Origin of the sequence: Pseudonocardia yunnanensis (genome assembly GCF_039534065.1) — a bacterium.
Taxonomy (GTDB): Bacteria; Actinomycetota; Actinomycetes; order Mycobacteriales; family Pseudonocardiaceae; genus Pseudonocardia; species Pseudonocardia yunnanensis.
Window position 1 is genome coordinate 1 of the sequence record NZ_BAAAUS010000064.1, and the last position, 23,615, is coordinate 23,615.

Sequence of the window (23,615 nt, forward strand, 5' to 3'; positions counted from 1 at the left end):
GTCACAACCGACGAGGACGTCGTGGACTGGGTCCGACGCACCGGCGAGACCGACATGCACCCCACGTCCACCTGCCGCATGGGCACCGGCCCCGACTCCGTGCTCGACCCCTCCACAATGCGGGTACACGGCCTCCACGGCCTGCGCGTCGTGGACGCCTCCGCGATGCCCTACTGCCCCAACAGCGCCACCCACGCACCCACAATGATGCTCGCAGAAAAAGCCGCCGACCTGATCCTCGGCAACACACCACTCCCGGTGGAGCGACCGGCGGGAGTCAGTGGGGCGAGCGGGCGCGGGTCGGCCCCCGGCTGAGGGCCGGCCCGGTCACGCCGTAGGCGCCGGTTGGCTTCGGGCCGGGCGTTCGGTGCGATGGCGCAGGGCCGCCTGCACGTCGTGCTCGTGGATCCAGGCGATGTCCTGCGGTAGGCGCGCCAGCGCCCGGTTGCGTTCGTCGGCCGCCTCGCCGTCCGGCAGGTGCAGCAGTGCGTTGGTGAGCCACGACAGGCGCTGGATCCGGCGGGTCCGGCCGCGCCGCAACGCCTGGTAGGTCGCGAACGCGCTGGGCAGCTCGATCGTGCCCGGCACCTGCGCGAGAAGCGCGGCCAGCGTGAAGGCGTCCTCCACGGTCGTGTTCGCGCCCTGGCCCTGATGGGGCAGCATGGCGTGGGCGGCGTCACCGAGCAGGACGGCACGGCCCCGATCCCAGCGCGGGAGGGGGCGCACGGCGAACAGGCCCCAGCGCACGGCGTGCGTCACCGCGCCGATCATCGCGGTGGCCGCGGGATGCCAGCCGTCGAATGCGCGCAGCGGTTCGTCCGCGGCGACGTCGTCGACCCAGCCGTCGGTGCGGGCCCACGCCTGCGGGCCTTCGACGACCGCGAGGAAGTTGACGCTGTCGCCCGTCGGGCCGATCGGGTAGTGCAGCAGGTGCGCGCCGGGGCCCGTCCAGAACTGGATGGACTGCGGATCCGGCAGGCTCGGTAGTCGGTCGACGGGCACGATTCCGCGGAAGCCGCTGGTGCCCGAGTAGATCTCGTGATCGCCGCCTGCCACCCAGCGCCGGACGGTGGAGCGGATGCCGTCGGCGCCGACCACGACGTCGGCGTGCGCGGTGTCGCCGTCGGAGAACTCGAGCACGATCCCGCCGGGTCGCTCGGTGAGGCCGACGAGCCGGCGCCCCAGGTGCAGGGTGCCGGCGGCGATCTCGCTGCTGAGGATCACCTGCAACTGCGCGCGACGGATACCGTGGACGGCCGCGTGGAATCGGTTCCGGTACCACGATCCGCTGCGGACGGGGTGTGCCGCGATCCTGGTGCCGTCCCGCCAGTGCCGGTGGATCAGCTCCGCGGGGGTCGTCGACGCCGCCGCGAGCCGATCGCCCAGGCCGATGCGCTCGAGCTCGCGCGTGGCGTTGGCAGTGAGCGCCACAGCGGCCCCGATCTCGGTCAGCTGTGGCGTCTGCTCGTACACATCCGCCGTGAGTCCTCGCTCGCGCAGCGCGAGAGCAAGGGTCAAGCCGCCGATTCCGCCGCCGATGATCGCCACTCTCAGTGTCGAAGCCATGACGGAACGGTAGATCGGGCTGCGGCCGTTCATCCCCGGTTGCGATCAGAAACCTGGAATGCAGGCGCAACCAGCGTCTCAGCCGACCACGCCGATCGCCGACCACGCGACCCCCGTGATCTCGAACGGCGCCGGTGGCAGCAGTTCGGCGCAGTGGGCCCGAAGCGCTGCCCGCCGGTCGTCGTCGAGCCCGGCGATGTAGGTCCCGCCCGGACCGACGCCGAGCATCATCGGATCCCACCAGTCGGCGAAGGTCGGGTAGGCGATCGTGACGTGGAGCTCCGACGAGCGGATGTCCCGCAGTCCGGCGGCGGTGAGCAGCTCGGCCAGCTCGCCCTCGCGTGAGCCGGGACGATCGGATTCGCCGGGCGCGTCCGTGTCGAGGTCGTACACCGCCCGCCAGAGCGGCGACAGCGGTCCGCGGCCGCCCGCGTGGTCCCAGACGCAGGCGGCGACGACGCCGCCGGTACGCGTGACGCGGGCCATCTCGGTGAGGCCGGCGGTGGCGTCCGCCATGAAGTGCACGACGAGCTGCGCCGCCGCGACGTCGAACCCGTCGTCGTCGAACGGCAGGTGCTCCGCGGCGGCGTGCCGGATGTCGACGCCCGGCAGGCGCGACCGCGCGGCGGCCACGAACGGTTCGGACGGGTCGACGGCCGCGACAGCACCGGATCCCAGGCGCTCGACGAGCACCGCGGTCAGGGCGCCGGGTCCGCAGCCGACATCGAGAGCCCGCTGCCCGTCGCGGAGCCGGAGCGAGTCGGCGAACGCGGGGGCGAGCGGCTCGGAGTAGCGGCCCATGTATCGCTCATAGGCATCGGGGGCGACGGCGAAGCTCATGCAGGCGATCGTGCTCCGTGGCGTCAGGGGCCGCGACCGCCGGAGGCCGGGGCGCCGCGTCACCACGCTGTGTGACGCACCGGCTGCGCTAGCAGATCGGGCGATCGATCCGTACCCCCGATCCGGCCCAATAGCTCGCTGTAGCCTGCCGGAAATCCCCGAGTCCGCCATCCTGCTCGGCATGCGCTCGAGACGACTGCTGATCCTCGGCCTGCTCTGTGTCCCGCTCGCCGCCTGCGGAGGTGGCGGTACGGCTCCGGCGGCACCCCCGTCTCCCGCTGCGCCGCCTGCCGCAGGCGAGACCGTCCGGGCGAGCGGCACGTTCGCGGCGCCGCCTCCGGGAGTGGCGGTGACCTACGACCAGACGCTGGTCCCGGTCGGCTCCACGGCCGTCGTCGACGCCACCGAGGGTGACGGCCGCACCACCGTCACGATGAATGTCACCGGGCTCGAGCCGAACCGGCGCTACGGTGCCCACGCGCACGCGAAGCCGTGCGGCGCCACGGGTGCCGACGCCGGACCGCACTTCCAGTTCACGCCCGACCCCGTTCAGCCCAGCGTCGACCCGGCCTACGCCAACCCGCAGAACGAGATCTGGCTCGACTTCACCACCGACGCGCAAGGCGCCGCCACAGCGACCTCCACCGTGAACTGGGAGTTCCCGGAGGATCGGCGCGCCGAGTCCGTGGTCATCCACACCATGCCGACCTCCATGGAGCCGGGCAAAGCCGGTACCGCGGGGGATCGCGCGGGCTGCATCACCGTGGGGTTCTAGGCGCAGCGGGTTCTGGGCGCAGGGGGTGCTCGGCGGGAAAGGCCACGACGTCGGCCGTCTCGTCAGTAATGGATGGTGCCTCGGCTGCCGCCGCCGACGGGGATGGCGTCGCCGGTGATCGCGACGCTGCGTGGTGAGGCGAGGAAGGCCACGACGTCGGCCACCTCCTCGGCGGTGATCAGCCGCCCGATGCTCGTGGAGGCGGCGAAGCGGGCGGCGATGTCCTCCGTGGTCACACCGGCGCGCTCGGCCATGCCGGCGAAGAGCTCGGGGATGCGCTCGGTGACCGTCGTCCCCGGGTGCACGGCCGTGACCGTGATGCCGCTCGGCCCGAGCTCATCGGCGAGGTTCTTCGTCATCGCGACCACGGCCACGTTACGGATGGAACCCACGATCGAGCCGGTGAGGCGGGTGGCGAGCCCGCTGACGTTGACGATGCGGCCCCACCCGCCGGCGATCATGTGTGGCGCGACGGCGCGCGCACAGCGCAGATAGCCGAGAACCTTGGTCTCGACCTCCGCTCGGAGCGCGTCGTCGGGGAGCTCCGCGAGCGTCGGCACGGGGCCGCCTGCAGGTTCTGCCGCGGCGTTGACCAGGATGTCGACTCCGCCCAGCGCGGCGACGACATCCTCGACCATGGCGCGCACATCGCCGTCGTCGCGCGTGTCCGTGGGGCGGACGAACACGGCGGTGCCGTGCCGGGCGATCTGCTCGGCTGCCCTGTCGAGTGCGGTGCGGTCGCGGGCGACCAGCGCGACGGACGATCCTTCCGCGGCGAGCTGGTCGGCAACGGCCAATCCGATACCGCGGCTGCCGCCCGTGACCACAGCGCGCTTGCCCTTGAGTTCGAGATCCACTCGGTCCTCTCTACCACGTGCCAGAAGAGAGGGTTCGCATACCACATGGGGGATTGAAGACGTACGCCGGGTACATCACCCTTGCCTGAGGGCTCCGATCGGGTGATGATCTTCTGGCACCGACGGGAACCCTCCGATCACGGAGAGTGATAAGCGGTGGCACAGGGGTCAAAGGGGACGTGGATGTCGAGCGATCACGAGTACACCGGTGATTACGGCTACGACCTGCTGCACGAGGTGCGGCGCATGAAGGTCTTCGTCCCGGCCGCCCGGACGCCCCTGCCGGTTCGTGGTGTTCGTGCCCCCGGCAGTGACCTCGACCCGGACGGCGACCTCGGGTACGACCAGGCGCACGAGAAGTAATTCGCATTTTCCGAGCCCGAGAGTATTCCTCGATTCTCCGCGCCGGCTCCAACTGTTAGTGTGAGTGCCACCGTTCCTCGGGGTATCGCGCGGCACAGTTATCCTTTTTCGGGTCGTGGAATTCGGTGTCCGGTTCGTGCTGGTCCACCTCGGGGGCGGAATTCCCGTGGCAATGTCGCCCACGCCCCGTTCGAGGAGTGAGTATGACCACTGCGGCCACCCGTCCCTCCCCGAAGGACGTGGATCCCCTCGCGCTCCCGGACGTACTGCGCCCGGCCATCGAAGCTCGGCGCACGGAGATCGAGAGTCAGCGGCGGCTGCCGTCGGAGCTGGTGGCGACGTTGCGCGAGTCGGGCGCCTTCCGCTTTTTCACGCCACGTGAGTACGGCGGTTTCGAGTCCACCCTGAGCGACATGGTGACGGTGCTCGAGGCCATCGGCCGTATCGACGCCTCTGTCGCATGGACGATGTGGAACGGCAACCTGGGCTTCTTCGCCGTGTGGCTTCACGATGCCGGGGCCGCGAAGATCTGGGACGCACAGCCCGACCCGATCATCGTCAACTCGATCCGCCTGACGGGAATTGCCACTCCCGCGGAGAACGGCTACGTCCTGTCCGGCCGGTGGGACATCGTCACCGGCGTGGACGCCGCCGACTGGATCGCGCTCTTCGCGCTGGTCGCCCCGCCGGACGGAAGCGACGATTCCGAGCACCCGGAGGTCAGGGTGTTCTGTGTGCCTCGGGACGCCGTCACGGTCCTCGACACCTGGCATGTCGGGGGCATGCGCGGCACGGGGAGCAACAGCGTGGTCGTCGACCAGCTGTTCGTTCCCGCCGAGATGGCGAACGACGTGCTCGCCCCGTTCCGGATCGACCGGCCGCTCTACCGCATCCCTGCCTTCACGATCGCCTCGACCGGCGGTGCGGGCGCGGTGCTGGGCATCGCCCGGGCCGCGGTGGACGAGATCGTGCAGCTCGCCGGCACCAAGATCACCGAGAGCGGGACGACCCTCGGACACGGCGAGCACGTCCAGGACGCGATCGGACGGGCGGAGGCGGCTCTGCGGTCAGCGCGGTTGCTGCTGCTCGCCGTGGCCGGAACGATCGATCAGGCGGCGGCTGCCGGTGCCCCGATCACCGAGGCGATGCGCGCGGAGCTGCGGGCGGCGATGAGCAATGCCTGCGAGATCAGCCGCACGGTACTGACCAGCATGTACGAGCTGGGCGGATCATCGTCGCTCTACACGGGCAATCGGCTCGAATAGCTCTTTCGTGACGGCCTCGCGGGTGCGCAGCACGGCATCCTGAGCCGGGCGCAGTTCGCGCTCGCCGGCCGGGTGCGCCTCGGTCTCGATCCGCAGAGCCCGATCTTCTGACGGAGTGATCACGTCTGGGACGGGGCCTCGTCGGGCATGCTGAACGGCCAGCGCCGCCCGATCCCGACGTAAAGGACCACCGAGGTGCCGATGCTGTTGAGGGCGACGTGGCCGACCCAGTCCTGCGGAGTCGCTTTCGTCCAGGACAGGTTGTCGGCGCAGGCCGTGAGCACCACGTAGAGAGCCGCGGCCAGGAGCACGACGATCAGGAACGAGCCGAGCTGGGAGCGGATCCAGCCCTCGAACAGCATCCCGATGACGAGCCCTGCGGCGATGAACGAGCCCGCCGCGGCGGTGATCGCGGCCGAGGGCACACCGGCGAGGTCGTGGACGACCGCGTAGGTCAGCAGACCGCCGCCGATCACGACGATGTTGCCGGCCACGATGCGCTGCCAGCGCCGGCGCCACTCCGCGAAAGGCCATCCCCGCCAGACGACGAAGAACAGCACCTGCCATCCCCCGATGACGGCGAGGATGGCACCGACATCGGCTCCCGGGAGCGGTCCGGTGTGGGCGGTGAGGCCCGAGCCCGGCGCCGCGTCGACGTCGACGACGGCGACGTAGAGCGCCAGGGCGACGACCCAGGACACCACCAGCGCGGCGACCCCCGCCACGAACCGCCCCAGCCGGCGCAGCGGCCAGCCCTCGCAGACGAGCGTCAGCTGGAGGATCGCGACGAAGGCGGCGCCGGCCAGCGGGAGCGTGGCGGGCCACGTCGGGAGGTGGCCCGGCCCCGGCGCCGGATCGAAGATGCCGCGCACGTCCAAGTGGCCGACGACGATCTGGCCGAGCATCGCCAGCAGGATCGCCGCGATGATGACGAGACCGGTGTCGAGCAGCCCGGACCAGCCGGGACGCAGGCTCGACCCCGGCCAGTCCTCCCACCAGAAGGCGATCATGGCCACCGCCGGGAGCGCGAACGTCACCAGCGGCCCGAGCACCAGCGCCGAGGGCTCGGGACCGCCCGCACCGACCGCGATCAGGACGGCCACCGGGACGACGAGCAACAGACCGGCAAGGCCGAGTGCAGGTTGCCGGGCGAAGCGCCCGCGCCCGGGGTCGGCCGGCGTGCGCCCGCGTGCAGCCGGGTTGCTGATCGTCGGGCGGTGCGGCAGAGCGCGTGAGGACGTGCCGACGTCCGCGGGCTGCGCGAGCGGGACCTCGGGCGAGGGAGTGGTCATGCGGGGACGGGCGCAGTGTCCATGACCAGCTCGGCTGCCATGGGTAGCTCCCTGATCCGGCGCCCCGTGGCGTGGAACACGGCGTTGGCGATCGCCGCCGCGACACCGACCTGCCCGATCTCGCCCACGCCCTTCACCCCGAGCGGGTTCACGATGCTGTCGCCGACCTCGACGAAGTCGACGGTCACCTCCGGTGCATCGGCGTTGACGGGCACCAGGTACTCACCGAGGTTGCTCGCGCCCCAGCGCCCGTACCGTGCATCCATCCTGTTGCCCTCCAGTAGCGCTTGTCCCAGTCCCCAGAGCATTCCGCCCATGAGCTGGCTGCGGGCCAGCTTGGGGTTGAGCACACGCCCCGGCGCGAACACCCCGACCATCCGCCGGACCCGCACGAGCCCGATGTCCGGATCGACGGCGACCTCGGCGAACTGCGCACCGAAGGTCAGCAGGCCGTGCGGTGTGTCGAGCGGTGGCGGAGTCCAGCTGCCTGGAGCCTCGATGGTCGTCTGCCGGTTGCGCTGCAGCAGCTCGGCGCACGTCTCACTGCTTGCGAGGCCGTCCCGGCGCGCGATGCGCCCGTCGCGTACCTCGATCGCCGCAGGGTCGGCCCCGTGCAGCGGCGCCCCCGGATCCGCGACCTCCAGCGCGACGATCCGGTCGCACAGCGCCCTCGCCGCGGCGTGCACGGCGGCGCTCACCATGCCCGCGCCCGCCGACCCGACCGCCGCCGAGGTGTTGGGCAGGTCCGTGTCGCCCGCTTCGAAGCGCACCGAGCCCAGCGGCAGGCCGAGGCCGTCGGCGGCGACCTGCGTCATCGCCGTCAGGACCCCCGTGCCGAACTCCTGGGTCCCGGTCCGGACGACTGCGCTGCCGTCGGCGTAGAGGCGTGCACTGGCGTGCTGGGTCGGCATGAACAACGCCACCGGGTACGCGGCTGCCGCCATACCGGTGCCGATCAGCCGGTCGCCCTCACGGCGTGCCCGGGGCGTCGGGTGGCGATCGCTCCAGCCGAAGAGCTCGGCGCCGCGGCGCATGCACTCCGCCAGCCCGTCGCTCGACCACGGGTTGCCGCGGTCGTCCGTGTTGCCGTGGTTACGGACCCGCAGCTCGATCGGATCGACCCCGAGGTCGTGGGCGAGCTCGTCCATCGCCGTCTCGAGCACGAACACGCCGAGCGACTCACCCGGCCCGCGGGTGAAGGTGGGCGTCATCGTGTTGCCGTGGATCAGCCGGTGCCGGCCGAGGTAGTTCGGGCAGGCGTAGAGCTGTGACGAGACGCCTGTTGCCGGTTCGGCCCAGTCGTCGAACGGCGAGGTGATCGACAGCTTCTCGTGGCGGATCGCCGTCAGGAGCCCGTCCCGTGTCGCGCCGACCGCCATCCGTTGCTCCTGCTCCTCCCGGTGGCCTGCGGAGGTGTACATCTGCGGGCGGGTGAGGCTGAGCTTCACCGGGCGGCCGACGTGGCGGGCGGCCATCGCGGCCAGCGTGGAGTGCGGCCAGACCATCGCCTTGCACCCGAACCCGCCGCCCACGAAGTGGGTGACGACCCGCACGTCGGACAGCGGCATCCCGAGCAGCTGCGCCACCGTGAGCTGGCTCGCCCGGATGCCCTGCGTCGACTCGTAGATCGTGAGTCGCCCGTCTGCCCACACGGCTGTGGTGGCGGAGGGCTCGATCGGGTTGTGGTGGTTGGCCGCGAACCGGTAGGCCACGTCGACCCGCACGTCGGACGCGGCCAGCGCCGTCTCGACGTCGCCGCGCTCGTTCCGTCCGGGGAGGAGCCCCCCGAACAGCATCTCGGCGTCGTAGGCGGTTGCGCGCCCCTCGTCGATCGTCGTCGTCGAGGCGGTTCGCTCGTACCGGACGTCGACCAGCGCCGCCGCGTACTGAGCGCACTCATGGCTCTCGGCGACGACCACGGCGACGGGCTGCCCGGCGTAGTGCACGACGTCGTCCTGCATCGGGAAGAAGCTCTCCCCGGGGGCGGCCGCACCGACGAGCGAGGGCAGCAGGTGCGGCTGTGCCGCCACCTTCGGCAGGTTTGCGTGGGTGAGGATCGCCAGGATCCCGCCCGCCGCGGTCGCGCGCGTGGTGTCGATCGCGGTCACCGTGCCGCTCGGGATCTCAGCTCCGACGATCGCGGCGTGCGCCAGGTGCGGCAGCGGGATCTCGGCGGAGTAGCGGGCGGCCCCGGTGACCTTCTGACGGCCGTCGACCCGGTCGAGGGGAGTACCGATCGCCGGGCTCATCGCGGGCCTTCCGGTGTCGCCGCGGCCATGGCCTCGCTCAGGCCACGCACGATCGCTCGCTGGGCGAGCGGGACCTTGAACGCGTTGTGCTCGCGCACCACCGCTGTGCGCAGCTCGGCGGCCGCGGCGTCGGCGAACGACGTGGTGGTGGCGGGTGCGCCGACCAGTTGTGCCTCGGCCCGCCGCGCCCGCCACGGGATCGTGCCGACCCCGCCGAGAGCGAGCCGCACGTCGGCCACCAGCCCGTCCTGCACCTGCAGCGCCGCGAGCACCGACACCAGCGCGAACTCGTAGGACTGGCGGTCGCGGAACTTCAGGTACAGCGACTGCGCCGCCATGCGGAGCGCCGGAACCTCCATGGCGACGATCAGCTCACCGTGCTCCAGCGGATGTTCGATGTGCGGGGTGTCGCCGGGCTGCAGGTAGAAGTCCTCGATCGCCACCACGCGGGCCCCGCTCGGGCCGATCGAGTGCACCTGCGCGTCGAAGGCCACGAGCGCCACCGCGACATCGGACGAGTGCGTGGCGATGCAGTGCTCGCTCGTGCCGAGGATGGCGTGGCCGCGGTTCTGCCCGTCGTGCGCCGAGCACCCCGTCCCGGGGTCCCGCTTGTTGCACGGCGAGACACCGTCCCGGAAGTAGGCGCAGCGCACCCGCTGGCACAGGTTGCCGCCCATCGACGCCATGTTGCGCAGCTGCTCGGACGCCCCCAGCAGCAGCGCCTGCGAGATCCCCGGGTACCGCGCGACGACCCGGGGATCTCTCGCCACGTCGTTCATCCGGGCCAGCGCGCCGATCCGCAGGCCGCCGCCGGGCAGGTCCTCGACGTCGTCCAGAGGCAGGTCGTTGATGTCCACGAGCAGGTCGTGGGCGGTGACGCCGAGGCGGACGAGGTCGACCTCGGTGGTGCCGCCCGCGAGGAACGCGCTCGCGGGGTCCGCGCTGACCGTCGCGACGGCCTGGGTGACACCGGTGGCCCGCGTGTAGCGCAGCGGTCGCATCGGCCTCAGCCCTTCGCGTCCGCGTCGCGAACGTCGCGGATCGCGGCGCGGATGTTGGGATACGCCGCGCAGCGGCAGATGTTGCCGCTCATGGACTCGGCGATCTCCTCGTCTGTCGTCGCATTGCCCTCCTCGAGGAGGGCGACGGCTGACATGATCTGGCCGGCGGTGCAGTAGCCGCACTGGAAGGCGTCGCGTTCGATGAACGCCTGCTGCATCGGATGCAGCGTCCCGTCGTCTGCGGCGAGCCCCTCGATCGTGGTGACCTCCCGGCCCTCGCACGTGATCGCGAGCGTCAGGCATGCCAGCACGCGCCTTCCGTCGACCCAGACCGTGCATGCGCCACAGGTGCCCTGGTCGCAGCCTTTCTTCGAGCCGGTCAACTCCAGGTGTTCGCGCAGCGCGTCGAGCAGGCTCACGCGAGGTTCGAGGCCCACCACGTGCGACGCGCCGTTGATCCGCAACGTGATCGCGGCCGTGGCCGGGCCGTATATGCCGGGCGGCGCCGGTGCGGCTGCCGCGGCTGTGGTCGTGCCGGAGGCGGTTGTGGCAGTGGGCGGGGCCATCACGGTTCCTCGGGTGCTCGGTATCCGCAGGTCATCGGCGGGATGTCACGACCGAAACCACGACGGTCCGAAATTCTCCGCAGGTGCATCGACGTCGGCGACGGCCACACGGACCAACCCGGTCGCCGTACGGACTGGCCTGGATGGCGCCCTTCGGCCTCCTCCGCGGCGCCCGCGGGGACGCGCCGGATGCGAGGACTCCCGGCCACCGTGCCCGTCAGCCCCCTGCCGGGGACGAGAGCGACGGTGACCGGGAGTCGGCTCCTCCTGAGGCCGCGATCAGGAGGTCGATCCACGGGCCGGCGGTCACACCCGCAACGGGTTGCGCAGGCCTCGAACCACGGTGACCATCCCGATCACGATCAGCCAGACGAGGCTCGGGTAGGTGGCGACGCGCTGCATCCCGCCGCTGCCGATGCCCAGGTAGAGGGAGGTTCCGGCGTACTCACCGATGGTTCCCAGCACGGTGCCGAAGAGTCCGATGGCGGCCAGCACGATGCCGATGCGGCTGAGCCGCGGATCACTGCGGAAGAGCACCATGCTGAGCAGGAGGATCCCGAGGGCGCCGAGCTGGACGTTAAGACAGCCGACCAAGTGAAGGCCGATGTTGGTGTTCTCCGGGGCGAGCCCGACGAGGATCTTGCCGAAGCCGAGCATGATCCAGAGCACGGTGGCCGTGTCGGCGAGCCAGCCGGTGGGCCAGTACTTCCAGAGCAGCAACGCCCCGACGATCACCAGCACGCCGGTGAGCACGAACGACGCGTTCATCACCGCATGCAGGGGGGAGCACACGTAGATGGGCTCTCCGTTGGGGACCGAGAACAACCCGCACTGTGTGTTGGCGAGATCCCCGATGTGGTTGCGGGACCAGCTGTATGCCGGAGTCCACGCGTACGCCACTGCTACGTGGGCGACGACGAACTGCACCGCCGCGAGCGCCCACGCCGCGCCTCCGACCACGACGGCACTGTGGGGAATCTCCCACGTATCGCCGCCGGTTCTTGAACGGAAGAAGGTCGCGTTTCCTGCCGTTGTCACTGGGGTGGTCGCCTGTCTCTCGTCGATGCACCTGAACCGCCCTCACGGTCGATGCGGGCGGTGTCTACTGCATGGAGTATTCCGTCCGACGATGTGAGTCGACATCAGTCATGTGACTGCATGACTGAGACCCGACGACAGAACGGCAGGCTCAGGCGGCGAGCCCGAGGCGGCGCTTGCGGTTGTGGTAGCGGGCGATCAGCAGCGGTCGCAGCGCCCGGGTGGAGAACGGGATGCTGTTCAGCATCGAGGCATAGCCTGCCGTCGGCGTGGGGTCGGACATGAGTCCGAGCACCAGGTCGGGCCGCGCCGAGGGAGCGCTCCTCGCCATCGCCGCGCGCAGGGTCCGCACAACCGGGTCGTCGAGCAGCGCGAGCAGCGCCTTGAGCAGTGCCTCCTCCTCGTCGAGATGGTCGGAGATGTTCATCGCCGCGGACTCCAGGGCCGCCAATGCGGCCTCGGCCATCTCGCGGGCCTCCCGCGATGCAGCGTCGGCACCGAGCTCCTCGAGACGGTCGAGGCGTCGCGCGAGCCCATCCAGCTCCCGGTCGATCGCAACGTGCTGAACGCTGAGGTCGTGGAGCTCGACCACGTCGGGTGGGGAGGCCTGCGCGAGCGGCCTCCACAGCACCTCCTCCTCGCGGCGTTGGTGAGAGTGGACGAACTCGATGAGCCATCGCCCCACCCCGACACAGCTGTCGACCTCGCCTGCGGTGGCCGGTGTGTGCTTCAGGGCCGCCCGCATGAGGTCGACGCCCCGGCGCATGATCGTGTGCGCGGCGATGAGCTCGTCGTAGATCCTGTCGCTCTCGGGCTCCGCGCTCCGCATCCGATCCTCCTCGGCGTAACACTCTGTTCGTTTATACGAGTGTGGGTCCGCCTTACCGTGGCGGGCATCGGTCAAATGACTCCGGGCCTTCCGCCCGATGTGACCTGCGTCAACAGAAGTGTCGGTGATCACGTGGGAGCGCCCGGCTGAACGGGTTCGGTCCGGCTTGTGGGGTGACAACCCGTCGCGCATGATTCAGTTCCGGAGCGTGACGATCACTGGCGATCTGCGTCGTCGGCCCGGCTGCCGCGCGGCGTGCCGGGGAAGGAACGGAGGGGACCACCACCCATGACGGCCGACCCGGCGCCGCCCCTGTGCCCGCGCGTCCCGATGGGCGAGGGACTCTCCGCCACCCGAGTCGTCGCCATCCTCCGGGCAGGCGACTCCTCCCGCGCGGAGGCCGTGGTCGACACGTTGGTGGAGGGCGGCATCCGTTGCCTCGAGCTGACGATGACCACTCCCGGCGCCCTCGACGTCGTCGAACGCCTTACTGCCCGGCTGCCTGCCGAGGTCGAGGTGGGGATGGGCACGGTGCTCACCGCGGGGGAGGTGGACCGTGCCGTCGCTGCCGGCGCGCGTTTCGTCGTCTCGCCATCGGTCGTGCCCGCGGTCATCGACGCGGCGTTGCGCCACGGCATCGCGAGCTACCCCGGGGCGCTCACGCCCACCGAGATCCACAGCGCCTGGACGGCGGGTGCGAGCGCGGTGAAGCTGTTCCCCGCAGGTTCCCTCGGCCCCGGGTATCTGACGGCGGTCCGTGCACCGCTTCCGGACATCCCCGTCGTGCCCACGGGCGGGATCGACATCACGGCGGTGCGGGCGTGGCTGGATGCGGGCGCTTGTGCCCTCGGCATGGGTGGGCCACTGATCGGCGATGCCCTCGGCCCCTCCGGTGACCTCGCGGCGCTCGCCGGGCGGGTCGCCGCCGTCCGTGCCGCGGTGGCCGGAGCGCAGCGGTGACCGCACCCGGGGACGTGCCCGCCGCCGGTCTGGTCACCCTCGGCGAGACGCTCGGGCTGTTGGTCGCCGAGGACACCGGGCCGCTCGCGCTGGCCCACGGGATGCGCCTGAGCATGGGGGGCGCGGAGTCGAACGTCGCCATCGGGGTGTCGCGGCTCGGGGTGCCGGCGACCTGGATCGGACGTCTCGGCCGCGACCCGGTCGGTGACCTCGTGGAGCGCCACCTGCTCGCCGAGCGGGTCCGGCCCGTGGTTCACCGCGACGATGCACCCACCGCGCTGATGCTGCGGGAACGGCGCACCGGCACCTCGTCGCACGTGTCCTACTACCGGCATGGCAGTGCGGGGTCGCACCTGTGCCCCGCCGACCTGCCCGAGCACGTCATCGAGGAGGCCGGCATCCTGCACGTCACCGGGATCACCCCGGCGCTCGGGGCGGAGCCCGCCGCGGCCGTCCGCGAGGCCGTGCGGCGGGCGCGGGCGGCGGGAGTCCCGGTCTCGGTCGACCTGAACTTCCGGTCACGGCTCTGGAGCGCGGCCGAGGCGGGCGTGGTGTTCCGGGAGTTGGCGGCCGCCGCCGACATGCTGTTCGCGGGCGACGACGAGGCGCGGATCGCCCTCGGCATCGACGACCCGGCGGCGGCCACGCCCGCGGAGCTCGCCACCGCGCTCGCCGAGCTCGGGCCGGGCGAGGTGGTGGTGAAGAGAGGCCGCCACGGCGCCACGGCCAGGATCGACGGCACCGTGATCGACGTGCCTGCCGTGCCCGTCACTGCCGTCGACACCGTTGGCGCGGGTGACGCCTTCGTCGCCGGCTACCTCGCATGCCGACTCAGCGGGCGCGACGTCGACGAGCGGCTCTCCACCGCCGCGATCACCGGGGCCTTCGCCGTGACCGTCCCCGGCGACTGGGAGGCGTTCCCCCGTCGCCACGAATTGACTCTCCTCACCGCGGAAGAGAAGGTGCGTCGCTGAGCGACGCGTCTGCAGCGGTGAGCAAGATCTACGCCGGGTTCGTGTGGGGCCTCGTGCTCATCATCGGGATCGGCAACCTGGTCGGCAGCTGAGAGCGACCGACATCGGCCTGATCCGGAGCCCGCTTCCCGCCGGGAGGCGGGCCCCGCCCGTCCTGACGCATGGGCGGCACGCCCTGGAGAACCCTCCCGATTTGCCGGTGACACCCACAGGCCCAACGGATGTGCGCGCGAACCGACGCAGTGGCCCGGTCACTCGCTCGGAGGTGTCCTTCGTCACTCCACGCGGTCAGGCGCCCGTTCGTCCTATGACCGATCCACCCAGATGGGGGAGACAAGGTCCTCTTCGGTGACATGTGTCGATGTGATGCCGGGTAAAGCGGGCTGTCCGTATGCAGTATGTCCGTCGGGTTCATGTCGGAGAGTCGGGCGGTGATCCGGCCGTAGCGGTGACGGGCGTCACAAGATCCGTCTCCGCGCCCCTTGCACAACGGGAGCCGCAGCGCAAATCTCGGTTATGTGAGCCTGCGTTGACAAGTGTCTGCTACCCGGTCGGCGTCCTTGCTGCGGGGGATTCCCGCCGGTTAGGTTGTCCTTCCCGCCGAGGAGATCGTGCTGACCCGGTGCTTCGCAGCACCGGGCCCTGGGTGCTGCAACACCCGGGTTCCAGTGTCGTATCAGTCACGCCCTCGGCCTCGCGGCGAGCGCCGTCCCTCATGGGAGCGTCGGCGCCGTGATCGGATGCGGTCGATCACTGGGGGCCCAGCGCTCCTGGCGTGACCACTGACATCTCTGGAGGCATGTGTTGAGCGATCCTGACCCTGGTCGGGCGGGCATCGCCGCCGGCCTGGTCGGACGTGACGAGGACCTCGAGCAGGTCTGCTCGTTCCTGAAGTCGGCGGCGGCCGGCGGTGCGGCCCTGCTCCTTGTCGGGGAACCGGGCGTGGGCAAGTCGGTGCTGGTGGACGTCGCGGTGGCAGAGGCGTCGGAGCGGGGAATGCTCGTACTGCGCGCAGGTGGCGCGGAGTTCGAGGCGGATGTCAGCTTCTCTGGCCTGAACCAGGTGCTGATCCCGTTGCTGGGCGAGTTCGGAAGGCTGCCCGAAGCTCACCGGGCGGCCCTGTCGGTGGCCCTGGGAATGGAGGAGGGCTGTACCCCGGACCGCTTGGTGGTGTCCAGCGCGACGCTCGGGTTGTTGCGCGCGGTGGCCGCACAGCGAGCGGTCCTGGTCGTGGTGGACGACGTCCACTGGATGGATCGGGCCAGTGCGGCCGTGCTCGCGTTCGTCGCCCGCCGCCTGGCCGGCAGCCGCGTGGGGTTCCTGGCCGCCTCGCGGCCGGGCATGGAGAGCTTCTTCGAGGGTGCGGGCCTCCCCGAGCACGAGCTACAACCGCTGGACGACGACGCGGCGCTGGCGCTGATGGGCTACCGGTTCCCGACCCTCGGCACGAAGGTGCGCAGGCGGGTACTGGCCGAGGCACGCGGCAACCCGCTCGCGCTGCTCGAGCTGCCTGCCGCGCTGACGGGACCGCAGCGTCCGGCCCTGCGGGCGCTGCCCGCCGTGCTGCCGCTGAGCCGACGGTTGCAGGCCCTGTTCGTGTCGCGGATCTCGGAGCTCCCCGCGGCCTCCCGCCAGCTGCTGCTGCTCGGGGCGCTGGACAGCACGGCCGACCTGCGCGTGCTGAAGGCGGCCACCAGTGAGCCCGACGACGAGGACCCACTCGCGCCGGCGGAACACGCACAGCTGCTACACGTGGAGGAGAGCACCGGGCGGCTGACCTTCCGCCATCCCCTCACCCGGTCTGCCGTCGTCGAGCTGTCGACAGCCGACCAGCGCAGGCGGGCCCACATGACGCTGGCCGACATGTCGCAGCGGCCCGAGCACCGGGCATGGCACCTGGGCGAGGCGACCATCGAGCCCGACGAGAGGGTGGCCGGCCTGCTCGAAGAGGCCGCCGACCGGATCCTCGGCCGAGGGGACCCTGCCGGTGCCGTCGCCGCGTTGAGCCGGGCGGCCCAGCTCAGCCCTCTACGTTCCGACCGCAGCAGGCGGCTGGCCGAGGCGGCATACGTCGGCCTCGAGACCGGTGACATGGAGGTGGCGTCCCAGCTGCTCGGGGACGCCCGGCGGGCCGACCCGGCGCACGGCGGCGGGTCGCTCTACGCCGCCGCGACCGCCGCGTATCTGCTCAGCGTCGGAGACAACGACGTCGAGACCGCACATCGCCTGCTGGCGCGGGCGATCGAGACCCGCACCGATCCGGACGACGGCGCGCTCGTCGAGGCGGTGTGGACCCTGTTGCTGCTGTGCTGGTTCGGCGGCGAGGCCGAGATGTGGAGACCGTTCCACGCCGCGGTCGCCGAACTCGGGTCGCGCCTACCTCCGGACCTGGCGCTGATGAGCGCGACCTTCCCCGACCCGGTCCGCACCGCAGGCCCGGTGCTCGACCAGCTGAACAGTGCGATCAACGGGCTGCGCAACGAGGTCGACCCGGTCCGGATCGCCCGCATCTGTCACGCCGCCGTCAACGTCGACCGGCTCGCCGGCTGTCGCGATGCGCTGTGGCGGGTCGTGAGCCGGGCCCGGGAGGTCGGGCCGTTCCCGCTGGCCGTGGTCGCGTTGATCCACCTGTGTCTCGACGACTACATCAGCGGCCGGTGGGACCAGATCTCCGAGCTCGCCGACGAAGGTCTCGAGACGGGCGATGCGCAGGGCTATCGCCACTTCGCTTGGCCGTTCCACTACTTCCTGGCACTCGTCGCCGCGGCCCGTGGCGACCAGGACACCTCACGGGCCCAGATCGACAAGGCGCTGCAGTGGGCGACGCCGCGGGGAGCGCGGGGCGTGGTGCACTACGTGCACCACGCGCAGGCCGTGGCCGCTCTCGCGCGGAGCGACTTCGAGGACGCCTACCGGCACGCCGTGGCGATCAGTCCGGCGGGGGAGTTCGCCTCGCACGTGCCCGTTGCCCTCTGGGCGATGATGGACCTGGTCGAGGCGGCGGTACGCACCGACCGGCGGGCCGAGGCGGCGGCGCACGTGAAGGCGATGGAGCAGGCGAAGGTCGCGGAGTTGTCCCCGCGCATGGCCCTGCTGGCGACGGGGTCGGCGGCGATGGCCGCCGACGACGACAGCGCAGGCGAGCTCTTCGAGAAGGCTCTCGCTGTTCCCGGTGCCGACCGCTGGCCGTTCGAGGCGGCCAGGGTTCGCCTCGCGTACGGGGAGCAGCTGCGTCGAGCACGTGCCACCAGCGATGCGCGGGTGCAGCTCACCGGCGCGTTGGAGACGTTCGAGCGACTGGGTGCCCGGCCGTGGATGGACCGGGCGGGCCACGAGCTCCGTGCCGCGGGGCTCGGCACCGCCCACGCCTCGGGTGCCGGGCTGCTCACACCGCAGGAGCGCGAGATCGCCGTGCTCGCGGCCGCAGGTCTTTCCAACAAGGAGATCGGACAACAGCTGTTCCTGTCGCATCGCACGGTGGGTGCGCATCTGTACCGTGCATTCCCGAAGCTCGGAATCACGTCGCGTGCTGCGCTGCGGGACGCGCTGGCTACCCTGCCGACCGGTCCGGGTGAGAGTTGAAGCGCTGTAAAAAACAATTCGTCCCGATGCCTGATATGAAAAATGTCCGGTTCCTTGGGCGCCCGCGGATCGGGTTAGGCTGAGCCGATGTCGGGGGGATTGGCAGCGGCGACGGTACTGGAAAAGGTCGAAGCCGAAATGATGTACCGGGCGGAGTCCGGTGCGCCTGCGCAGGTGCTGGCCCACATGGGAATGGCCTCGGCGCGGATCGGTGGCGGCAGCGTGCTCGTGATGCGCCGGGATGTCACGGAGTTCTGGAACAAGGCGTTGGGTTTCGGCTTCGACGAACCGGTCACCGCCGAACTGATTGGCCGGGTGTGCGAGTTCTACCGCGAGCATGACGCCCCGATGGCCGTCCTACAGCTCGCGCCCGCCGTGCTGCCCGACGACTGGGACGACATCCGTACCCGCTACGGCCTCGAGCCGGGTGGTGCCGTGGTGAAGTCGACGCACGACCTCGTGTCCATCGACCCGCCGAAGACGGACCTGCGGGTCGGGGAGGTCGACGTCGACAACGCGCGGCAGTGGGCGTCCACGCTCCTGCGCGGTTTCGGCATGCCCGAGGAGGGGCTGGCGGAGATGACCGCCGCCGTTGTCGGGAGCCCCGGCTTCCGGTGCTACGCGGCCTGGGACGGCGACGAGATCGTCGCCGTCGGCGGCGCATTCGTCCTCGGCGACGTCGTCGAGCTGTGGGGAGGCACCACGCTGCCCTCCCACCAGCGGCGCGGCGCGCAGTCCGCGTTGCTGGCCACCCGCCTCCTCGACGCGAAGGCCGCCGGGTGCCGGATGGCTGTGGTGGAGACGGCGGCCGAGGGTCCCGGCGAGCGCAACCAGTCCTTCCACAACGTCCTCCGGCTGGGCTTCTCCCCGCAGTACGAGCGGCCGAACTGGGTGTGGCGGCCGGGCCGTCAAGTGCGCTGAGCTGCTGGGTCTCTTCCAGGGACCGTATGATTCGCCCATGAGGCGCACATCATTCGCACAGTGGCCGTGCTCGGTCGCGCGCACCATGGACCTGCTGGGCGACTGGTGGACCCCTCTGGTGCTGCGTGACGCCTTCTACGGCATCCGGCGGTTCGACGAGTTCCAGCAGGGGCTCGGGATCGCCCGCAACACACTGGCCGATCGCCTGCGCCGCCTGGTGGACGAGGGACTGCTGGAGAAGCAGCCGTACCAGACCGACCCCGTGCGCTACGACTACGTGCTCACCGAGAAGGGCCGCGACTTCTGGGGGGTGCTCGTCGCCATGGCGCGCTGGGGTGACCGCTGGCTCGCCGGGGAGGGTGGACCGCCGGTCACGTTCCACCACGATCGCTGCGATCACGACGCGCACGCGGAGGTGGTCTGCTCGCACTGCGGGGAGCCGCTGACGGCCGAGGACACGACCATGCGGATGGGGCCGGGCTATCCAGCGAAGCTGGCCCGCCACCCGGAGGCGCTGAAGCGGTTCGGCGACGGTTTGACAGGTCAGTCTATCTAGGCAACTCTACTGGTGAGGCGCTCATACAACTCGAGGAGTGCGCACGCCATGGAGTGGACCGGTGCCCGCTACGCGGACAAGCCGACGGTCGAGGCCGAGACCTGGATCGACGCTCCGCCGGAACGGGTGTGGTCGATCGTCGCCGACGTCGAACTGATGCCGACGATGAGCAGCGAGCTGGAGTCGGTGCAGTGGTGCGACGGCGCCACCGGGCCCGCCGTGGGCCACAGCTTCGTCGGCCGCAGCAGGCACGACGCCCTGGGGGAGTGGGCCACCACGTCGCACGTCATCGAGTGCGAAGAGCCGCGGGTGCTCGCGTGGGCGGTGCAGGACCCGGAGAACCCCACGGCGCTCTGGCGTTTCACCCTCGAGCCCGCCGACGGCGGCACCCGGCTGCGCGAGTGGATGCAGATGGGCCCCGCCCCTTCGGGGCTGAGCCACGCGATCGATCGGATGCCCGACAAGGAACAGAAGATCGTGTTCGTCCGGATGCGTGAGTTCGAGAACTCGATCATCCACACACTCGCTGCCATCAAGAAGCGGGCCGAGGGCTGATCCGGATGCGCACCGCCACCACGATCGAAGCCTCGCAGGAGGGCGGCTGGCCGGAGACGGTCGAGTTCGTCCTGGAGGCCGAGCGTCTCGGTCTCGACGTCTGCTGGGTGGCCGAGGCGTGGGGTGCGGACGCGCCGTCGGTGCTCGGCTACCTCGCGGCGCGCACCGAGCGCATGCTGCTGGGTTCGGGCGTGATCCAGCTCGGCACCCGCACACCCGTCGCGATCGCGCAGGCAGCGCTCACGCTGGCCCAGATGTCGCAGGGACGGTTCCTGCTCGGCCTCGGCCCCTCGGGCCCCCAGGTGATCGAGGGTCTGCACGGAGTGCCGTTCGCCGCGGCCCGCACCCGGGCGCGGGAGACGGTGGAGATCATCCGTCAGGCGTTCGCCGGGGAGAAGATCGCCTTCTCGGGCTCGCGGTTCCAGGTCCCACTGCCGGGCGGGGAGGGCAAGCCGATGCGGCTCTCGATCGCCCCCAACCCGGACATCCCGATCTACCTGGCCGCGATGTCGCCCCGGCTGCTGGAGCTGACCGGTGAGATCGCCGACGGGTGGCTCGGCACGAGCTTCGTTCCCGAAGGCTCGGCCGCCTATTTCACCCACCTCGACGCGGGGCTTGCCGCCTCGGGGCGTACCCGCGCCGACATCGACGTCTGTGAGGGCGCCGAGGTCGCCTTCGCCGAGAACGAGGACGAGCTGCGGGAGATGGTGGTCCCCCGGAAGAAGAAGCTCGCGTTCAGCCTCGGCGGTATGGGCTCAGCCAGCACGAACTTCTACAACGACGCCTACAGCCGGCAGGGCTGGGCCGAGGCGGCCGCTGCGATCCACGAGCGCTGGCAGGCCGGCGACCGCGACGGGGCCGCCGAGCTCGTGACGGACGAGATGGTGCTGGGCACCACGTTGATCGGCACCGAGGAGATGGTCGCCGCGCGCCTGCGCATCTGGCGCGACGCGGGCGTCGACACCGTCCGGCTCTACCCGGCGGGCGACACCCTCGACGCCCGGCTCACCACCCTCGGCCGTGCGATCGACATGGTCCGCGCCCTCGACGCTCTCGACCCCGCCTGAGCGACAACAGGAGAAGACATGCCTGCCGACTGGCACAAGACCGCGTGCAGCCTCTGCTACCTCAACTGCGGGCTGGAGGTGCAGATCGACGGCCGGTCGATCACGCGGGTGCGCGGGGACAAGCAGCACCCGCGCTCGCAGGGGTACCTGTGTCAGAAGGCGCAGCGACTGACCTTCCTCGGCAACCACGACGACCGGTTGACCACCCCGCTGCGGCGCCGGCCCGACGGCACCCACGAGGCGATCGACTGGGACACCGCCTTGAGCGAGATCGCCGAGCGCCTCACCGTGCTGCGTGACGCCGACCGCGCCGCCGGACGCCCGGGATCGCTGGCCTACGTCGGTGGTGGCGGGCAGGGCAACCACTCCGGTGGCGGCTACGGAAAGGCGCTGCTGAGCTGGATGGGCGGCACCCGGTACTTCAATGCGCTGTCGCAGGAGAAGACCGGGGACTTCTGGGTCAACGGCAAGATGTTCGGGGACCAGACCTGCCACACGGCCGAGGGCGTCGAGGAATGCGACCTGCTCGTCGTCCTCGGCTGCAACCCCTGGCTCGCCCATGGTTTCAGCAACGCCCGCAGCGCGCTCAACACGATCAAGAACGACCCGACGCGGAAGATGATCGTGGTCGATCCGCGCCGCACCGAGACCGCCCAGGCGGCGGAGCTGCACCTGGCGCTGCGGCCGGGTACCGACGCCTACCTCCTCGCCGCGATGATCGCGATGATCATCGAGCGGGACGGGCAGGACGCCGAGTTCCTCGCTGCCCGCACCGAGGGCTTCGCCGAGGTCGCCGAGGTGCTCGGACGGGTGCCCGTAGATGCATGGATCGCCCACGCGGAGGTGGAGCGCGCCGACGTCGAGCGCGCGGTCGACATGATCCTCGACGCGCGGGCGATGACAGTGCGGGTCGAGCTCGGCATCCAGCAGGGACGCCACTCCACGCTCAACAGCTACCTCGAGAAGCTGCTCTACCTGGTCACCGGCAACTTCGGCCGGGAGGGCACGAACAACCTGCACACCTGGCTGCTCCCGCTGTGGGGCAACTCCCGCGGCCAGCGCTCGGAGATCACGGGCTTCGAGTACATCGGAGGCCTCCTGCCGACGAACACGCTGGCGGAAGAGATCCTCACCGACCACCCGCACCGGGTTCGGGCGCTGTGGGTGGAGTCGTCGAACCCCGCCAACACCTACGCCGACACCACAGGCGTCGAGGAGGCCATCCGCGCGTGTGAGCTGTCGGTGGTGGTCGACATCGCCTACACCGAGACAGCGGCGCTGGCCGACTATGTGCTGCCGGCGGCGGCACAGCACGAGAAATGGGAGTTCACGCTCTTCGACTTCGAGTGGCCCACCAACTACTTCCAGCTCCGGCGCCCGCTGTTCGAGCCGCTCGCCGGCACGCTCGTCGAGGCGGAGATCTACGCCCGGCTGTTCGAGAAGCTGGGTGTGCTGCCCGACGCCGTGACGCTTGCCGAGCTCGCCGAGGCCGCCCGCAGCGACCGGACGAACCTGCTGCGGAGCGCGGGCGAGGTGATGTCGACCCACCCGGGCCTGGCGGAGATCGCCCCGGTGCTGCTCTATCGCACGCTCGGCACGACGTTGCCCGACGGCGCCGGGTCGATCGCGCCCCTCTGGGCGGGATGCCAGCGGCTGGCGGGGCGGATGACCGCACCGGTGCAGCGGGCGCTCGGCTCCGACTCGACCGGCCCCGAGCTCGGGAACGAGCTGTTCGACCGCATCCTCTCCTCACCCAGCGGCACCCCGTTCAGCCGCCACACCTATGACGAGGTCTGGGAGCTGACGAAGCGCGAGCGGGTGCAGCTCGCGGTGCCGGAGCTGCTCGAGTGGCTCGACCGACTCGACCCCGATGCCGAGCGACCCGATCCGCGTTACCCGTTCTCGCTGGTCAGCGGCCAGCGCCGCTCGCACAACGCCAACCAGATCCTGCGGCCGCCTGCGTGGCGCAAGACGGACCTGGACGGCGCGCTGCGGGCGCGCGCTGCCGACCTGGCGTCGATCGGCGCCGACGATGGCGACTGGGTGGCGGTCGCCACCCGGACCGGGCGGATCGTGGTGCGCGCCGAGGTCGACGAGAGCATGCGCCCGATGCAGGTGGCGCTGCCGCACGGCTTCGGCATGTCCGTGCCCGACGGCCAGGGCGGCCGGGTGGTCAACGGGCCGCGGATCAACCTGATCACCGACGCCGCCGATCGCGATCCCATCGCGGGAACGCCGCATCACAAGGACGTCCCGGTGCTGTTGGAGCCCGCCACCGCCGCCGAGCGTGAGCTGGCGGAGCGCGACAGCCGGCGCGTGCGTGAGGTCGTCGCCGCGACCAAGGGCTGATCGCACCCTT

General features: G+C 71.0%; 21 protein-coding genes. 12 read left to right on the forward strand and 9 right to left on the reverse strand.

Annotated elements, in window-relative coordinates; translation table 11 throughout:
• On the forward strand, positions 1-315 hold a 315-nt coding region (locus tag ABD743_RS41575; protein ID WP_344729780.1), incomplete at its 5' end, for a GMC oxidoreductase.
• A gap of 12 nt (positions 316-327) precedes the next feature.
• Here ABD743_RS41575 and ABD743_RS41580 read toward each other — a convergent pair.
• Both ABD743_RS41580 and ABD743_RS41585 read right to left on the reverse strand, forming a co-directional pair.
• Positions 328-1,566, reverse strand: a complete 1,239-nt coding sequence (locus tag ABD743_RS41580; RefSeq protein ID WP_344729782.1) for an FAD-dependent monooxygenase — start codon at positions 1,564-1,566, stop codon at positions 328-330.
• 78 nt (positions 1,567-1,644) lie between these two features.
• The gene (locus tag ABD743_RS41585; RefSeq protein WP_344729784.1) at positions 1,645-2,406 is read right to left on the reverse strand and encodes a class I SAM-dependent methyltransferase; all 762 of its coding nucleotides are present in this window, start codon (positions 2,404-2,406) and stop codon (positions 1,645-1,647) included.
• Positions 2,407-2,587: 181 nt separating this feature from the next.
• On the opposite strand from ABD743_RS41585, the gene ABD743_RS41590 reads away from it, so the two are divergent.
• On the forward strand, positions 2,588-3,181 hold the full coding sequence (locus ABD743_RS41590; protein WP_344729786.1) for a superoxide dismutase family protein: 594 nt from the start codon (positions 2,588-2,590) through the stop codon (positions 3,179-3,181).
• A 62-nt stretch (positions 3,182-3,243) separates the two neighbouring features.
• On the opposite strand, the gene ABD743_RS41595 is transcribed toward ABD743_RS41590, so the two are convergent.
• Entirely contained in the window at positions 3,244-4,038 is a 795-nt protein-coding gene (locus ABD743_RS41595; RefSeq protein ID WP_344729788.1) for an SDR family oxidoreductase, read from the reverse strand.
• Positions 4,039-4,221: 183 nt separating this feature from the next.
• Between ABD743_RS41595 and ABD743_RS41600 the strand changes: the two genes are divergently transcribed.
• The gene (locus tag ABD743_RS41600; RefSeq protein ID WP_344729790.1) at positions 4,222-4,401 is read left to right on the forward strand and encodes a hypothetical protein; all 180 of its coding nucleotides are present in this window, start codon (positions 4,222-4,224) and stop codon (positions 4,399-4,401) included.
• Positions 4,402-4,604: 203 nt separating this feature from the next.
• Positions 4,605-5,666: an acyl-CoA dehydrogenase family protein gene (locus tag ABD743_RS41605; protein ID WP_344729793.1), complete on the forward strand. Its 1,062-nt coding sequence runs from the start codon at positions 4,605-4,607 to the stop codon at positions 5,664-5,666.
• 119 nt (positions 5,667-5,785) lie between these two features.
• Here the strand turns inward: ABD743_RS41605 and ABD743_RS41610 are convergent, their stop codons facing one another.
• The 6 genes from ABD743_RS41610 to ABD743_RS41635 form a co-directional block, all read right to left on the reverse strand.
• The gene (locus tag ABD743_RS41610; RefSeq protein ID WP_344729795.1) at positions 5,786-6,958 is read right to left on the reverse strand and encodes a hypothetical protein; all 1,173 of its coding nucleotides are present in this window, start codon (positions 6,956-6,958) and stop codon (positions 5,786-5,788) included.
• The gene (locus ABD743_RS41615; RefSeq protein ID WP_344729797.1) at positions 6,955-9,207 is read right to left on the reverse strand and encodes a xanthine dehydrogenase family protein molybdopterin-binding subunit; all 2,253 of its coding nucleotides are present in this window, start codon (positions 9,205-9,207) and stop codon (positions 6,955-6,957) included. Before ABD743_RS41615 ends, ABD743_RS41610 begins: the two co-directional genes overlap by 4 nt.
• A complete protein-coding gene (locus ABD743_RS41620) occupies positions 9,204-10,208 on the reverse strand; it encodes an FAD binding domain-containing protein (protein WP_344729799.1) in 1,005 nt (334 codons plus the stop codon). The genes ABD743_RS41615 and ABD743_RS41620 overlap by 4 nt, the downstream gene beginning before the upstream one ends.
• A gap of 5 nt (positions 10,209-10,213) precedes the next feature.
• Positions 10,214-10,672 carry a (2Fe-2S)-binding protein gene (locus ABD743_RS41625; protein WP_344729801.1) on the reverse strand — a complete coding sequence of 153 codons (459 nt, stop codon included), beginning with the start codon at positions 10,670-10,672 and terminating at the stop codon, positions 10,214-10,216.
• A gap of 408 nt (positions 10,673-11,080) precedes the next feature.
• Entirely contained in the window at positions 11,081-11,734 is a 654-nt protein-coding gene (locus ABD743_RS41630; protein WP_344729803.1) for a DUF998 domain-containing protein, read from the reverse strand.
• A gap of 229 nt (positions 11,735-11,963) precedes the next feature.
• A complete protein-coding gene (locus tag ABD743_RS41635) occupies positions 11,964-12,641 on the reverse strand; it encodes a hemerythrin domain-containing protein (RefSeq protein ID WP_344729805.1) in 678 nt (225 codons plus the stop codon).
• Positions 12,642-12,929: 288 nt separating this feature from the next.
• On the opposite strand from ABD743_RS41635, the gene ABD743_RS41640 reads away from it, so the two are divergent.
• From ABD743_RS41640 to ABD743_RS41675, 8 genes are all read left to right on the forward strand, one after another.
• Entirely contained in the window at positions 12,930-13,601 is a 672-nt protein-coding gene (locus tag ABD743_RS41640) for a bifunctional 4-hydroxy-2-oxoglutarate aldolase/2-dehydro-3-deoxy-phosphogluconate aldolase (protein WP_344729807.1), read from the forward strand.
• A complete protein-coding gene (locus ABD743_RS41645) occupies positions 13,598-14,575 on the forward strand; it encodes a sugar kinase (protein ID WP_344729809.1) in 978 nt (325 codons plus the stop codon). Before ABD743_RS41640 ends, ABD743_RS41645 begins: the two co-directional genes overlap by 4 nt.
• A gap of 804 nt (positions 14,576-15,379) precedes the next feature.
• Positions 15,380-18,157 carry an AAA family ATPase gene (locus tag ABD743_RS41650; protein WP_344729811.1) on the forward strand — a complete coding sequence of 926 codons (2,778 nt, stop codon included), beginning with the start codon at positions 15,380-15,382 and terminating at the stop codon, positions 18,155-18,157.
• Between the two features lie 87 nt (positions 18,158-18,244).
• A complete protein-coding gene (locus ABD743_RS41655; protein WP_344729813.1) occupies positions 18,245-19,078 on the forward strand; it encodes a GNAT family N-acetyltransferase in 834 nt (277 codons plus the stop codon).
• 37 nt (positions 19,079-19,115) lie between these two features.
• Positions 19,116-19,634 carry a winged helix-turn-helix transcriptional regulator gene (locus tag ABD743_RS41660; protein WP_344729815.1) on the forward strand — a complete coding sequence of 173 codons (519 nt, stop codon included), beginning with the start codon at positions 19,116-19,118 and terminating at the stop codon, positions 19,632-19,634.
• A gap of 48 nt (positions 19,635-19,682) precedes the next feature.
• Entirely contained in the window at positions 19,683-20,189 is a 507-nt protein-coding gene (locus tag ABD743_RS41665) for an SRPBCC family protein (protein WP_344729818.1), read from the forward strand.
• Between the two features lie 5 nt (positions 20,190-20,194).
• Positions 20,195-21,256 (forward strand): LLM class flavin-dependent oxidoreductase, encoded by a 1,062-nt coding sequence (locus ABD743_RS41670; protein ID WP_344729820.1) that lies wholly within the window; start codon positions 20,195-20,197, stop codon positions 21,254-21,256.
• Positions 21,257-21,274: 18 nt separating this feature from the next.
• A complete protein-coding gene (locus ABD743_RS41675) occupies positions 21,275-23,605 on the forward strand; it encodes a molybdopterin-dependent oxidoreductase (RefSeq protein ID WP_344729822.1) in 2,331 nt (776 codons plus the stop codon).
• Positions 23,606-23,615: the final 10 nt, after the last annotated feature.

Bases quoted from the DNA above. Each gene is read 5' to 3' on its own strand.
- ABD743_RS41620 (WP_344729799.1), bottom strand. From the start codon at position 10,208: ATGCGACCGCTGCGCTACACGCGGGCCACCGGTGTCACCCAGGCCGTC.
- ABD743_RS41615 (WP_344729797.1), bottom strand. From the start codon at position 9,207: ATGAGCCCGGCGATCGGTACTCCCCTCGACCGGGTCGACGGCCGTCAG.
- ABD743_RS41655 (WP_344729813.1), top strand. From the start codon at position 18,245: ATGTCGGGGGGATTGGCAGCGGCGACGGTACTGGAAAAGGTCGAAGCC.
- ABD743_RS41580 (WP_344729782.1), bottom strand. From the start codon at position 1,566: ATGGCTTCGACACTGAGAGTGGCGATCATCGGCGGCGGAATCGGCGGC.
- ABD743_RS41605 (WP_344729793.1), top strand. From the start codon at position 4,605: ATGACCACTGCGGCCACCCGTCCCTCCCCGAAGGACGTGGATCCCCTC.
- ABD743_RS41660 (WP_344729815.1), top strand. From the start codon at position 19,116: ATGAGGCGCACATCATTCGCACAGTGGCCGTGCTCGGTCGCGCGCACC.
- ABD743_RS41640 (WP_344729807.1), top strand. From the start codon at position 12,930: ATGACGGCCGACCCGGCGCCGCCCCTGTGCCCGCGCGTCCCGATGGGC.
- ABD743_RS41635 (WP_344729805.1), bottom strand. From the start codon at position 12,641: ATGCGGAGCGCGGAGCCCGAGAGCGACAGGATCTACGACGAGCTCATC.
- ABD743_RS41585 (WP_344729784.1), bottom strand. From the start codon at position 2,406: ATGAGCTTCGCCGTCGCCCCCGATGCCTATGAGCGATACATGGGCCGC.
- ABD743_RS41675 (WP_344729822.1), top strand. From the start codon at position 21,275: ATGCCTGCCGACTGGCACAAGACCGCGTGCAGCCTCTGCTACCTCAAC.
- ABD743_RS41670 (WP_344729820.1), top strand. From the start codon at position 20,195: ATGCGCACCGCCACCACGATCGAAGCCTCGCAGGAGGGCGGCTGGCCG.
- ABD743_RS41665 (WP_344729818.1), top strand. From the start codon at position 19,683: ATGGAGTGGACCGGTGCCCGCTACGCGGACAAGCCGACGGTCGAGGCC.
- ABD743_RS41600 (WP_344729790.1), top strand. From the start codon at position 4,222: ATGTCGAGCGATCACGAGTACACCGGTGATTACGGCTACGACCTGCTG.
- ABD743_RS41590 (WP_344729786.1), top strand. From the start codon at position 2,588: ATGCGCTCGAGACGACTGCTGATCCTCGGCCTGCTCTGTGTCCCGCTC.
- ABD743_RS41610 (WP_344729795.1), bottom strand. From the start codon at position 6,958: ATGACCACTCCCTCGCCCGAGGTCCCGCTCGCGCAGCCCGCGGACGTC.